Origin of the sequence: Microbacterium sp. NPDC076911, from assembly GCF_040687125.1 — a bacterium.
GTDB lineage: Bacteria > Actinomycetota > Actinomycetes > Actinomycetales > Microbacteriaceae > Microbacterium.
Window position 1 is genome coordinate 1 of the sequence record NZ_JBFBMP010000014.1, and the last position, 13,029, is coordinate 13,029.

Here is a 13,029-nt window from a genome sequence, read left to right on the forward strand (position 1 = left end):
CCACTCTCGCGGGCGCCGCACAGGGCGCCCGCGAGGCCTTTTATGCTTGGATCAGTCCATGACTACCCTCAACGCTGCGTCATTGCATGCTCTTTCCCCCGCCGTCTCGGTACCCACCTATGACCGTTCCGCGGTCGGTTCGGGCATCGTGCATTTCGGCGTCGGCAACTTTCACCGCGCGCACGAGGCGATGTTCATTGATCGTTTGTTGAACGCGGGAGACACGGAGTGGGGCATCTGCGGAGTCGGAGTGTTGCCGTTCGATGCCGCGATGAAAGACACTCTCGCTGCCCAAGACGGCCTCTACACACTGTCAACCACGTCGCCCCAAGGCGTTACCGAATCGCGCATTGTTGGTTCGCTCATTGAATACCTTTTCGCCCCGGATGGCCCTCAGGCCGTCATGGACAAACTCGTGGCGCCCGAAACCCGCATTGTCTCGCTCACCGTCACCGAAGGCGGCTACAGCGTCGACGATGCCACGGGAGAATTCGCCCCGAACGATGAGGCAACTCTCTCCGATCTCGCCGACTCGTTATCAGCCCCTGCTCGCCTGCCGCGTAGCGTGCTGGGCTACATCGTTGAGTCTTTGCGTCGGCGCCGCGAGTGCGGCATCCCCGCCTTCACTGTCATGTCGTGTGACAACATTCAGGGCAACGGCCTCGTTGCCAAAGTTGCGGTCGTGGGTTTCGCCGCGCGGCGCGACCCGGCGCTAGCCTCGTGGATTTCTGAGCAGGTGTCCTTTCCCAGCTCCATGGTTGATCGCATCACCCCCGCAACCACAGATGAGACCCGTGCCGCGCTGCGCGCTGCGCACGACATTGAGGATCTCTGGCCCGTACACTCCGAATCTTTCGAGCAATGGGTCCTCGAAGATGCCTTTCCCCTCGGTCGGCCCGCGTTTGACACGGTGGGCGTGCAACTTGTCGACGACGTCGAGCCGTACGAGCTAATGAAGCTGCGTCTACTCAACGCGTCTCACCAGGCCATGAGCTATCTCGGCATACTCTCGGGCGCGCAGAGCGTGCACGAGGTATGCACCGATCCTTTGTTCGCCACGTTCTTGCGCCAGTACATGCACGACGAAGCGATCCCGACGTTGCAACCCGTGCCGGGCATCAATCTCACCGCGTATTGCGACCAGCTCGTCGCCCGATTCAGCAGTGAGGCCATTCGCGACACCCTCGCCCGTCAAGTGGTGGATGCATCTGACCGCATTCCGAAATTCTTGCTCCCTGTCGTCGCCGAGCAACTGTCTCGTGGCGGGCAGATTAGTCACGCCAGCCTGGTCCTGGCAGCCTGGAGCGTGTTCCTTGAAGGTCACACCGACGCGGGCACGCCCACCGCTCCGGTCGATCGTCGCCTCGCTGAGCTCTCTGGCGCTGTCGCGGCCGAAGCTGAGCGCCCCGGCAGTTTTCTCGACTACGCGCCAGTCTTCGGCACCCTCGGCGCGAATGCGACACTGCGAGCAGCGTTCATCGCGGCCCGCGCGAGCCTGAAGGCACAAGGCGCACGCAAAACGCTGACTCAACTGACACAGATCTAACCGCTCAGAGAACGATCAGTTGTGAGCGGCCGCCCGGCACGACTCGCGTTCGATGAGGGTTACCTCCCGCACCGAAAGCCGTTCCAAGTGGGCGCCCACATCGGCGAGCCGCGCGATGACGCGCTCTGCCGCGAGGGTGCCGAGCCCTCGTGGGTCTTGATCGACCACGGTCACAGAGGGCGTCAGAATGTCGGCCAACGGAAAGTCGCCGAAACCCACCAACGGCATGGGACTGTTGCGCATGACTGCGGCAAGAACCATGGACGACCGCGCGTTGGCACTGAAGATCGCCGTGGCAGGCTCGTCAAGCGCCTGAAGCTGAGCGACCGCCGCCGCGGCCGCGTTGCGAGTGGTGACACGGTCAAAGACGAGTTCGTCGCCACCCGACATTCCCACCTCAGCCAGGGCGCGGCGCCATCCATGCAGGCGATTCGTTTCGGTCGAGAGGTGCACAACGTCACCGACGTAGGCGATTCGGCGGTGCCCGTACGACGACAAGTGCGAGGTCGCAAGATAGGCTCCTTCTTCATCGTTTTCCGTGAAGGTGTCGGTGTCTAACCCGCGCGGTGCCCGGTCAACGAACACCAAAGGTGTGTGCTCTTGCCAGCGCGACAGCCACGAATGATCGGTGCCCACGGGAGCGACGACAAGGCCCGATAGCTTTCGACCCAACATCGACTCCAGTGCGGGCCGCTCCCCCTCCGGGTCATCGCCCAGGCTCGTAACCATGGTCGAGATCCCGTGCGTTCGCGCAGTGTCGTCGATCGCACGGGCAATAGCCGCGAAGAAGGGGTCAACAATGTCGGGCACGGCCACGCCGATGACCGACGAGCGCCCCGATCGAAAAGTCGTCGCGAGCACATTAGGCACGTAGTTGAGGTCGCGCATGGCCTGTTCAACCTCAGCACGCGTAGACGGCAACACGTGCGGATCATCGTTAAAGACGCGCGACACGGTCTTCGTGCTCACGCCCGCGCGCGCGGCAACATCACGCATCGTTGTCACGGTGAACCTCCCAGGCATCCCCGCATCTCTGCGCGGGGCTCCCACAACGATATCGGCGGTCGGGCGCCGCTGGGGGAAAGCAGCACCCGACGGCACGGGATTAGTGTCGACGACCGTCGACAGCATCGGCCAATTCACGCAGCCGCGGCAAGGCACGCCCCGTGAGTAGCTCTTCGCGCGTGGCAGCGTTGATCGACAGGCTGTCTTTCCACAACGAGCGACCCGCCATGGCGCCGGCAGCACCATGAGCGACTGCCGTGGAAACCTGACCAATGAAGGTTTCGTGATCGACACCGGCAGAGAGCACGGCCCACGGCACGCCCTGCGCTACATCGGTCACCGCCGCACAGGCTTCGGCCGAACCGGGGTACTGCAGTTTGAGAATCTTTGCCCCACAAGCCACGGCGAGCGCAGCTCCATCGATCACGAGCTGCGAGAAGGCGACGGCGTATTCTTCCGCCGTCTCATCGGCCAACTGGTAGGTCAGCAGCTCGACGATGAGCAGGACGCCTTCTGCCTCGCATGCCGTCACGAGATCGCGAATTTCTTGTGCCACGCGCGACGACTCGCCTTGACGGTCGGGTCTCGTGTAGAAGAGCATCTTGGCGACAGTGCCACCGAAGTCGCGCACGGTACGCGGGGTGACACCGTCTACGTATCGGGTGTACTTCAAGCCATCCTCGGTCGCAAAGCCTGAGGCATCTAGTCCGACGACGAGGGCGGTGTTGCGCGCGAGCACTCCAGCATCCACGATCGCAGGCAGCGCAACTTCAGGGTCAAGCAGAATCGCGGGAGCGTTGTTGGCGAGGTGGCGCACCAGGTCAGCCTTGACCTCGGCGAGCTCTTCGCGCGAGATGGCATCAGAGCCCTGCGGGGCGTCCTTGATCGCGGCCTTCATTCCGTTGCGCTGGTCTGCCGCGACGATGAGCATGTTGCCGTCGGGGGTGCAAATGGACTGAAGTCCGCGTCGCTCAAGGGTGTTCAATTCATTCATGGTGTTTCTCCTTCGTAGGGTTCTAAATGCGCCACACTGCACGCAGGTCAAGGTCAGCCAGGGACCACGGGTGAGACCAGCAGCGCGGCCATGCGCGCCGCACCGTAGGCGGTTTCTTGTTCGCGGGTAGAAATCTCCAGTGCGGGCAGCACGGCACGCCTGGCACGCTGAACAGCCGCCATGCCCGCCCATCCACCGCTGAGCGTCGAGTGGGATGCGGGGGCCACCTCGGCGTCCATCGCCGCGATCAGCAGCGCTAATTCGTCGTTGCTGTGGCGCAAGACCGCACCGAAAATCTCAGCGGGTGTCGCGCCATCTGCATGCAGGGCTATGCGCAGCACGCCGTCGTCGTTGCGTGCACCGGTCACCTCAATCGCCCCCGCAGGCAGGGCACCCTCGGCGGGGAGCAACATAATTTCCCGGTCGAGCGCGTCGCGCCCCGGCCGGTCTTCGATACCAGCAGCACTCAGTGCGCGCCGCAGCAACAGCCCCGTTTTCACTCCCGCCACGAGCACGTGTTTGCCGGGAATAACGTGGCGCACTTCGTTGATCAGGGCATCGGCCAGACGGCGTCGAGCGTCGTACCCGAGCGGGGCATCCAACACGCGCAAGAGCACTTCTGCCGTGCCTAAAGACACGTGGTAACCCGATGAATCCAATGTGCCCGATGCTTCTGCGGCCACCAAATGGTCGTGGCCTGCCACGGTCAGCGCGGCACCCGCGACGCGGCTTCCATACTCGCCTTCCGCGAGTCCCCACGATTGGCCGCCGCCACGCAGCGGTGGCAAGAAATCTGAATCGATCTTCAAGGCCTGGAGCATGTCGGGCCAAGCGAGACCCGAATCCTGATCGATGAGGCCCGTACGGGACGTCAGCGAGTATTCCAGCGCGGTGTCGCCTCCGAGGGCCGCAGCGACGAATTCCGGCAGGTTCAGCCAGCGCAGCCCGTGCAGGCTCAGGCCGCGCTCTTGCACGTAGGCCAACTTTGCAACGGTCGCCTGGGCACCGAGCGGCAAGCCAGTGCGGCCAGCGAACTCCTCGCGAATACGGGCGGGGAAGGCTTCTACCTGTTCACGCCCGCGCGGGTCAAACCATGCAAAACCAGGAGAAGCCGCGACGCCTGCCTGATCGATCAACATTCCGGTCTCGCCCATCCCGGCAATTCCAATGGCCGCGAGCGCATCGGTGCTGTGTGGAAGAAGCGCCTGGTCTACCGCGTCGTTCAAGCGACGTAGCGCTGAAAGCAGCTCGCCGGCATCCATCTCGGTCGTGCCGCGCTCGCCCACACGCCAAGGCGTGGCGATCTGCTCGCTCACGATTTCCTCACCGCCTGCGTTGATCACCAACATCTTTATTCCGGTACTGCCGAGGTCGATGCCGCCGAAGAGGCGGCGATCGTCACCCTCGTCTGCACTCCCTGCAGGCGCGAGGTTCTCTCGCGCTCCTGTTCGGTTGACCACCGCAATTTTCCTTTCGTTCGACTACTCCGTCGATTCCCGGAAAATCAGCCATGACACCGGTGACGTACCAGGTCTATGGTGGTGGTATGCCGTCGTCGTGTCAAATGCAAATTTCCACCGTCATCGCCGTAGCCGGTGTCGCAGGAAGCGGGAAGTCAACGCTGGGCCGCGCCATAGCGACTCAATTGAGCTCTCCTCTGATCGACCTCGATCACGTCTCCAACCCCCTGCTCGATGCGCTCCCGGTCGAGGCACTCGGCGGGGAACATTGGATCTCCTCCCCCTTCGCTCCGCAGATTCGTGAGGGCCGCTACGCGGCTTTGCGTGCCGTGGTGGCTGATGCCGTCTCCACGACCCAAAGTGCTGTTGTGGTGGCCCCCTTCACGGCCGAGCTGACCGGCGGTCACGAATGGGATCTGTTGCGCGAAGCTGTGGCTCCCGCGCGTCTCATTGTCGTGAATATGGTGGGTGATCCACAGCTGCTCGCCGCACGCCGGCATCAGCGCGGTGCGGAGCGTGACTCGCACCGCACCGATGTCGGCGCCTCGCTGCCCGCAATCGACGTGGTCTGCGTAGATGCAGAGCTCGCCACCGAACAACAGGTGTCCCGTGTCTTGGCCGCAGCGGGTGTGCGCTTGCCCATCGATGAAGCCGCGCCGCTTTTCACGGCAGATTTTGATGCCGTGCTCTTTGACCTCGATGGCACTCTTGTGGACTCCACCGCATCGGTCATTCGCTCGTGGCGCCGCTTTGCTGAGCACTATGGCGTCTCTATGCAGGCGTTGCACGCCAACCATGGCCAGCCCGCACGCACGCTCGTGGGCAAGCTGCTACCTCGGGAACTTCACGACGAGGCACTTGCCTATGTCACGAGGTTGGAAGTGACCGATGCCGCGGGGCTCGCACCCGTCCAGGGCGCGCTATCGTTTTTTGAGAGCGTACCTGCAACCCAACGCGCAATTGTGACGTCGGGATCGGTACCGATTGCCCACGCTCGACTCGCGGCCGCCGGCTTCGCGCACCCCGACGTGTTTGTGACAGTCGACGACGTCACCCGCGGCAAACCCGATCCGGAACCCTTCTTGCTCGCGGCGCAGCGGCTCGGGGTGGCCCCCGAACGCTGCCTCGTCGTCGAAGACGCCAACGCGGGCATCACCGCGGCACGCGCGGCAGGCTGCCACGTGCTCGCAATCGCCGGCACCGTTGACGCAGAAGAGCTCGACGCGGAGGTCGTCGTCGATGGCCTCGATCGTGTCGAGATCGTGCGATCGGGCGACGCGCTACGCCTGCGCCCTAGCGGCGCCTCAGGTCGTACGTGACCCGCACAAGTTTGTACAGGGTTGCGATGTGCAGGGCAAGGAGTGGGCGTGCCTGGCGATACCGTTGCCATCCGCTTCGTTACACGAACGCCGGTTCGCGCAACGGTAGCGCCGCGTCCGGCTCGCGCGTCACGAACGCAATCGGCAGATTTTCCAAAGACGACATCACGGTCTTATCGTGCGCCACGGCGTGCGCGCCCCATACGGCCGCGGTTTCTGCGGCATCGGCCAAGGCATCTTCGTCGGTCAGCGCGCGGCCAGCGAGTCCCACGAAGAAGCCTGCAAGAGAGGCATCTCCCGCACCCGCCGTATTGGCCACGCGTCGCGCCTCAGCACGTGCGTGAATAGTGAACGTCGGCGTGACCACAAGAACGCCGTCGGCGCCAAGGCTTGCATAGACAGCCTCCAAGCCCCGCGAAATCACTTCGCGTGCCGCCTCAACAACGTCGCTGATGGTCTGCAAAGACCGGCCGGTTAGCTCCGCGAGTTCTTCGGCATTGGGCTTGATCAACGTGATGCCATGCGGATCGGAAACGAGATCGGCCAAAGCCTGCCCGCTGGTATCGAGGGCCACGCGCACACCGCGGGCGCGGGCGCGCTCGCTCAGCACCGCAACGTCGGGGCGCACCTTTTCCCCGTGCACCAATGGCAGAGTTCCCGCGATGACGAGCCACGAAGAGGCATCCCTCGCCTTCGCCACCTCTGCGTGTGGGCTGGTGACTTCGCCCCACATGTTCTCCGTCGCGGCAACCACCGCTTCCCACGTGTCACGGGGGATCGCGGGAGCGGGCGAATTAACCTTCGTCGTGGCTCCAGCATCATCGATGAACGCCGTGTTCACGCGCGTCGCGCCCGCAATCGCGACGATCTGCAAAATGCCACCGGGGTCACTTCGGCGAGCAAATTCAACGTCGTCTTCACCGAGCACGACGACGGCACTCGTGTCGTGACCGGCCAGGGCCAACGCGGCCGACACGTTCACGCCCTTGCCGCTGACCTCCCGCATGTACGACTGCGCGCGCATCAATTCGCCGTGACGTAGTTCCGCCACACGGTACGTTGCATCGATGGCGCCCGCGACCGTTACCGTCACGATCTGCGGCGCTGTCATTTCGATCCCTTGCTGATGACGTCAAGCAAGCGGTGAACTTCGGTCGCGACGGCCTCACGTGCTGGCGCAAGATAGAGCCGAGGGTCGACCATGGATGCATCCTGCGCAAGTTGTCTGCGCACGACGCCGGTTAACACGATGTTGAGGTGGGTGCCGATATTGATCTTCCGCATTCCCGCCCGAATGGCGCCGTCGATGCCCGCATCTGACACACCACTGGAGCCGTGCAAAACAAGAGGAACGGCCGCCTCACGAGCCAGCGCGGAGATCAATTGCTCGTCGAGCATCGCGGTACGCTCGCGCATGGCGTGTTCGCTGCCCACCGCCACAGCCAAGGCGTCAACTCCCGTTGCGCGAACAAAATCTCGGGCATCATCAACGTTGGTTCGCACTCCGGGAACGTGGGCCCCCTTGCCGCCGACTTCGCCGAGCTCTGCTTCCACCCACACACCAGCCGCGTGCGCGCGCTGAACGACATCTGCGGTTCGCGCGACGTTTTCGTCATCGGCAAGGTGCGCCCCGTCGTACATCACCGAGGGCACCCCCAGGGCGAGTGCCTCATCGATGAGCGCTTCATCGGTCGCGTGATCCAAGTGCACGACAACGGGCACCGTGGCCGACTCGGCGAGCCGCAGAGCAGCGGATACTGCGGGAGCAAGCCCTCCGTGATACGCCACCGCGTTCTGCGACAGTTGCAAAATTACGCCGGTATTCGCACGCTCTGCGGCCATGACAACCGCCTCGGCCACCTCGAGCTGAATAAAGTTGAAGGCGCCCACGGCGCGGTTCGCACCAAGCAGGTAGGGCATATTACTGAGCGGCATCTGCCGACCTTTCGCTGAGATCTAACAGAACTTTCGGGCGCATCATCGCGCCCCCTGCCACCCGGGCAATCGCCTCGGAGTACTGTGCGAAGGGCAAGATGTCATCGACAATGGCGTCTGCGCGCACGATGCCTGCGGCGATCAAGTGCATCGCGTGGGGCAAGAATCGGATCCCCCCGAGCACACCTGCAATGGTGATTCCCTTGGTGACTACGAGGCTTGTATCCACGGGCTGGCGTGTACTTGCTACTCCCACAAGCGCGACCCGGCCCGTGGGCTTGACCACACGCAAACAAAACTCGAAGGCACCCCCGCCGCCCGACATTTCAAGCACGGCGTCGTGCGCCGACTCCTCCGCCTGGTCGACGAACACAAAGTCTGCGCCCACCGATGCCGCGCGTTTTGCCCGGTCGCCGCGCGCGTACAGCGTCACGCGCACGCCCGAAGCGCTCGCCACTTGGGCGGCAAGAAGGCCCAACGTGCCGGCGCCGACAATCCCCAGTGACTCCCCCGGCGACGTGTGCACCACAGAAAGCGCGTGCAGGGCCGTCACGAGCGGCTCTGCGAGCACAGCCGCCGTAGCGTCGACATGCGAAGGAACAACCACCACGTTTTCACGCGGCACCACAATGTACTCGGCCGCGGCCCCCGCGCTCTCCCCGCGCACACCCATTTCGTCGCGCGCGAGGCATTGGTCGCGGTGCCCTGCGCGACACAAATCACACGTGCCGCAGCTGAGGAAGGGTTCACCGACGACACGGTCTCCGACCCGCACGGCAGAATCCGCATCGCGAATTTCGCCCGCACGCTCGGGTCCATCGCACTCCACGACGACACCACACCACTCATGGCCGGGTTGAAAGGGGTATGTAGTGAGCCCCTCGGCGATGTAGCCCATCGTGCCGTCCAATAAATGCACGTCGGTTCCGCACACGCCCAATCGTTCCACCCGCACAAGCAGCTGACCTGCTCCACGAGTGGGCCGCGCAATTCGCTCCCAGGTCATGTCGCCGGGGCCCCGCACCGAGACCGCAGTCATCAGTTGCTCGGGCATCAGATGTGTTGGCCTGTCGGCAAGAGCACCAGATCGCGCACGACAACGTGCGGCGGCCGGGTCAGCATAAAGACCATGGCCTCGGCAACATCAGAGGATCGAATGCCAGCGCGTGCCGCAATTTGTTCGGCCTCTTCGGGCGATCCATGGGTAAAACCCCACAACGGATTCAGCACGATGCCCGGGGCAATCGCCGACACACGCACACCACTATCGGCCACTTGCTGGCGCACCGTGTGCACAAACGACTGCACGGCGTGCTTGCTCGCCGAGTACACGGGCTCCCACTCAATGTCTCGGTGGCCCGACACAGAACTTGTCACGAGAATGTCGCCGTGGCCCTGTGCGAGCATCGGCTTCAGCGCCGCGCGCACAAGGGTCATGACACCCGTCACATTCGTTGCCACCAATGCCGCAATCTGGTCAGCGGATGCCTCAACGAGGTCACCCCCCACGTAGATACCGGCGTTCGGCAACACGATATCGATGCGGCCGTGTCGCGCGAGTGTCTCAGCAACGAGCGACTCTGCCACGGACGGATCAGAGACATCGGCCGCGATCGTGGTGATCTGCTCGGGCGCGTGCGCGGCAAGTTCTGCCAGCGCCTGGGCTGTTCGCGAGACGGCCACAACGTGGCATCCTTCATCGACCAGCGCGTGCGCTGCGGTCAGGCCGATGCCCGAGCTCGCGCCGGTGATCAGCGCAACTTTTCCGGTCAGTGATTCAGTCATTACTTGCCTCCTCCGGCGAGGAGCGCCCGCCGATATTTCTCGTCGGGACGCGAATCAATGCGCCCCACTTCTTCAGCGGGCATAAATTTCACGCCGCCTACGGATTCGGCGCCGATCAACGCACGCGCACATTTCTGGGCCATCGCGGTCGCACCCAGCACCTCTGCGGCGTTGGCCCCCAGGGCAAACATGCCGTGGTTTCGCAGGTAGATGACGCGCGGTGCGCCGCCGTGTTTCTCGATGTGCGCGCGCAAGAGCCCACGAACTTCCCGTGCAAGCCGAATGCCGGGATCGATGTACGGAACAAGAAGCGGCGTGGCACCCAAAACCACGATCTGATCGGGGAACAGCGCCCCTTCCACGAGCAGCTCGGCGCGTTGTGAACACAGCAACGCATTGACCGAGGTCGGGTGGCTGTGCGCCACGACCTGCGCACCCGTTGCTTCGTAAATCACGACGTGCAAGAGCGCTTCGACCGATGGCCGCCGCCCCTCTCGCGCCGCAATCTCAGAGAATAAAGCATCGACCTCGGCATCGCCCTCGCGAATCGACGTGTTCCCCTCGCCGAGCAAAGCCGCATCCATTGCGGGATCGCCAAGTTTACGGCTGAGATCAGTCAACAAATCAGTGTGGGTCATGAGTCGCTTTCTGCGGGGCGCACCCCTGCGGAAAGAAAATGGAGGTCAAGGTTTTCGCCATCGTCGGCAGTGAGCTTTCTTGCCGCGGCGAGATCGCCGACGTGGCCCGTCGCCGGCATCGGTTGGTAGATCACGCCACGCGAAGAAGCCTCAACTGGCCCTGCGTGCATGGGAAGGCCCGTGTACTCCGAGGTGAGTGTCGCGAGCAACTCGTTGCGCGCGCCGCCACCAATGATCCGCACCGACCCAAACTGTTGACCGGTCAGGCGTTCAAGCTGTGTGAGCGTGAGTGCATATGCCGAGGCCAGGCTCTCTAAGATGGCGCGGACCAGATCGGCTCGGGATGCGGGTTCGGTACCCTCGTGCGCACGACACGCGGCTTCGAGTCGTTGTGCGAGCGACCCTGGTGTCTGGAAAATCGGATCAGCCGGATCAAAGATGTCGCGATACGGCGACTCGGCGGCATCCGCGAGCAATTCTCGGAGGTCGCCGACGGTCAGTTCATCTTTGCCGTCGCGCTCAGCCCACTCGCGCATTGTTTGTTGAAGCCGCCACATTCCGCTGAGGTTTTTGGCAACGAGGGTATGCTCCGCTGCCCCCATTTCTTGTGTGAGGCCCGCGCGGCGTGCCCGCTCCTTGAGATACGGGCGCTCGACAGCGGCACCGACAACAGACCAGCTTCCGCACGAAATGACGGCGGTCGAGTGGCTCTCTCCCGCATCGACAACTGCCGAGAACGCCGCGGCCGTATCGTGCGCTGTGACGAACCACACACCAAGGCGTTCGGGCGCACCGATCTCTGCCGCCACTCCCGGCAGGAGGTTACCTGCACGTTCGCCACCGCGCGCGATCGGTGGAAGTTTCGCGTGTGTATCCGCAGCGAGGGAGACCGACAAGGTGCCAGTGGCGCGATCAACGAGCGCGGTCGATGACGCCAAACATACTTCGGCGGCGGCCACCCCCGTCAACAAGTAAACGAACAGGTCGGCGATCAACAAGATGGTGTGATCAGCACTGCCGCGGCCGTCGCGCTCATCGCGGCGCAATTGGTGCACCGTATTGATGGCTTGATCCAGCACACCAGCTTCGGCATAGTCTCGTGCCGCATCTCGCGCGGCCGATGCCTGTGCCGCCAACCGCGTATCGACATCACGGTGGTGAGCAACGAACGGTCGAATCTCCCCCGTTGACGTCACGCGCGCGTAGTCAACGCCCCACGAATCGACACCGATACCCTGCACAACAACAGCTCGGCGCTTTGTGGCCTCGGCGATTCCTGCGCGAAGCCCCTCCCGTACCGAGATCCACAGGCTCCCGATATCCCCCCCGAACCCGTGCTCGGTATCTAGCGGCACATTGGTAAAGCGTGCAGCCTCGGTGATAACGAGCGTGGGCGAGGGGGTGCGATCGGTGCGGTTGCGCTCATCGGCGCACTGGCGTACCCCGAGCATGACTCGCCCACTGGAGGAACCAAGATCGATGGCGAGCCACGCGGGGGCAACAGCGTCAGTCATCGCACTAGATCGCGGTGTATCCGCCATCGATCACGAATGATTGACCGGTGACGTAGGACGACGCAGAAGAGATTAGGAGCGATGCGAGCCCGTCGAGATCGCCCGGTTCTCCCATGCGTCCCGCCGGGATGCGGGAGATCCACTCCGCCGCAAGTTCGGGGTTTGCCTCGGTGAACTGGCGGGTCATGTCGGAGAGGAAGTAACCGGGGGCGATCGCGTTCACACGAATAGCCGGCGCCCATTCCACCGCCAAGGACTTCGCCAATTGATCGACCGCGGCTTTTGATGAGTTGTACGAAGCCTGGTTCTGCGGCACGTTGACCACACGACCCGACATCGAAGAGATAAGTAGCGCAGACCCGGTGCGCCCCTCGGCAATGAGAGGTCTCGCAAATGCCTGCGTGCTGAAGAAGGTTCCGTTGAGGTTGACGTCGATCACTCGTGACCACTCGGCGCGGTCAACTTCTGCCGCGTCTCCCCATACGGTGATACCGGCCGCCGTGATCAGGATGTCGGCGATACCCAGCGTGTCTGCGACGGCAACAAACGCCGCGTTGACAGATTCGGGGTCGGTCACATCGACAGTTGCAGCTGTCGTGGCAACTCCCGTTTCCGCGGCCAGGCGCGTTGCGGATTCGTGTACCTCAGGAAGCAGGTCAAGCAAGGCCACACTCACGCTCTGTCGTGCGAGCGCCGAGGCAAGGGAATACCCGAGCCCTCGTGCACCACCGGTCACGACGGCCACGCGGCCCGACAAATCAGGAAAGTTCATGAATCGTCCTTCGAGGAAATGGTGCGGTGGCCGGAGCGGATGAGGCTTCGGCCACCGCGAA

The 13,029-nt window shown here is 63.5% G+C and carries 12 protein-coding genes; 2 read left to right on the forward strand and 10 right to left on the reverse strand.

What is annotated here, in order from left to right; all coding sequences use genetic code 11:
• Positions 1–58: 58 nt before the first annotated feature.
• Entirely contained in the window at positions 59–1,546 is a 1,488-nt protein-coding gene (locus AB0O81_RS13825) for a mannitol dehydrogenase family protein (RefSeq protein ID WP_363585228.1), read from the forward strand.
• A 15-nt stretch (positions 1,547–1,561) separates the two neighbouring features.
• Here the strand turns inward: AB0O81_RS13825 and AB0O81_RS13830 are convergent, their stop codons facing one another.
• The 3 genes from AB0O81_RS13830 to AB0O81_RS13840 are packed head-to-tail and all read right to left on the reverse strand — an operon-like array spanning position 1,562 to position 5,005.
• Complete coding sequence (locus AB0O81_RS13830; RefSeq protein WP_363585230.1) at positions 1,562–2,677, reverse strand: LacI family DNA-binding transcriptional regulator; 1,116 nt, start codon at positions 2,675–2,677, stop codon at positions 1,562–1,564.
• Complete coding sequence (locus tag AB0O81_RS13835; RefSeq protein ID WP_363585232.1) at positions 2,652–3,545, reverse strand: hypothetical protein; 894 nt, start codon at positions 3,543–3,545, stop codon at positions 2,652–2,654. Before AB0O81_RS13835 ends, AB0O81_RS13830 begins: the two co-directional genes overlap by 26 nt.
• A gap of 53 nt (positions 3,546–3,598) precedes the next feature.
• Positions 3,599–5,005, reverse strand: coding sequence for an FGGY family carbohydrate kinase (locus AB0O81_RS13840; protein WP_363585234.1), 1,407 nt, complete (start codon positions 5,003–5,005; stop codon positions 3,599–3,601).
• 104 nt (positions 5,006–5,109) lie between these two features.
• Between AB0O81_RS13840 and AB0O81_RS13845 the strand changes: the two genes are divergently transcribed.
• A complete protein-coding gene (locus AB0O81_RS13845; RefSeq protein WP_363585236.1) occupies positions 5,110–6,324 on the forward strand; it encodes an HAD-IA family hydrolase in 1,215 nt (404 codons plus the stop codon).
• 79 nt (positions 6,325–6,403) lie between these two features.
• Here the strand turns inward: AB0O81_RS13845 and AB0O81_RS13850 are convergent, their stop codons facing one another.
• Genes AB0O81_RS13850 through AB0O81_RS13880 form a run of 7 tightly spaced genes read right to left on the reverse strand, consistent with a single transcriptional unit; the run spans position 6,404 to position 12,968 of the window.
• A complete protein-coding gene (locus AB0O81_RS13850) occupies positions 6,404–7,435 on the reverse strand; it encodes a PfkB family carbohydrate kinase (RefSeq protein WP_363585238.1) in 1,032 nt (343 codons plus the stop codon).
• A complete protein-coding gene (locus AB0O81_RS13855) occupies positions 7,432–8,259 on the reverse strand; it encodes a class II fructose-bisphosphate aldolase (protein ID WP_363585240.1) in 828 nt (275 codons plus the stop codon). Before AB0O81_RS13855 ends, AB0O81_RS13850 begins: the two co-directional genes overlap by 4 nt.
• Positions 8,246–9,313 (reverse strand): alcohol dehydrogenase catalytic domain-containing protein, encoded by a 1,068-nt coding sequence (locus tag AB0O81_RS13860; RefSeq protein ID WP_363585242.1) that lies wholly within the window; start codon positions 9,311–9,313, stop codon positions 8,246–8,248. The genes AB0O81_RS13855 and AB0O81_RS13860 overlap by 14 nt, the downstream gene beginning before the upstream one ends.
• Positions 9,313–10,044: an SDR family oxidoreductase gene (locus tag AB0O81_RS13865; protein WP_363585244.1), complete on the reverse strand. Its 732-nt coding sequence runs from the start codon at positions 10,042–10,044 to the stop codon at positions 9,313–9,315. The genes AB0O81_RS13860 and AB0O81_RS13865 overlap by 1 nt, the downstream gene beginning before the upstream one ends.
• On the reverse strand, positions 10,044–10,682 hold the full coding sequence (locus AB0O81_RS13870) for a class II aldolase/adducin family protein (protein ID WP_363585246.1): 639 nt from the start codon (positions 10,680–10,682) through the stop codon (positions 10,044–10,046). The genes AB0O81_RS13865 and AB0O81_RS13870 overlap by 1 nt, the downstream gene beginning before the upstream one ends.
• Positions 10,679–12,196 (reverse strand): FGGY-family carbohydrate kinase, encoded by a 1,518-nt coding sequence (locus tag AB0O81_RS13875; protein WP_363585248.1) that lies wholly within the window; start codon positions 12,194–12,196, stop codon positions 10,679–10,681. Before AB0O81_RS13875 ends, AB0O81_RS13870 begins: the two co-directional genes overlap by 4 nt.
• A 4-nt stretch (positions 12,197–12,200) precedes the next feature.
• Positions 12,201–12,968 carry an SDR family oxidoreductase gene (locus AB0O81_RS13880; protein WP_363585250.1) on the reverse strand — a complete coding sequence of 256 codons (768 nt, stop codon included), beginning with the start codon at positions 12,966–12,968 and terminating at the stop codon, positions 12,201–12,203.
• Positions 12,969–13,029: the final 61 nt, after the last annotated feature.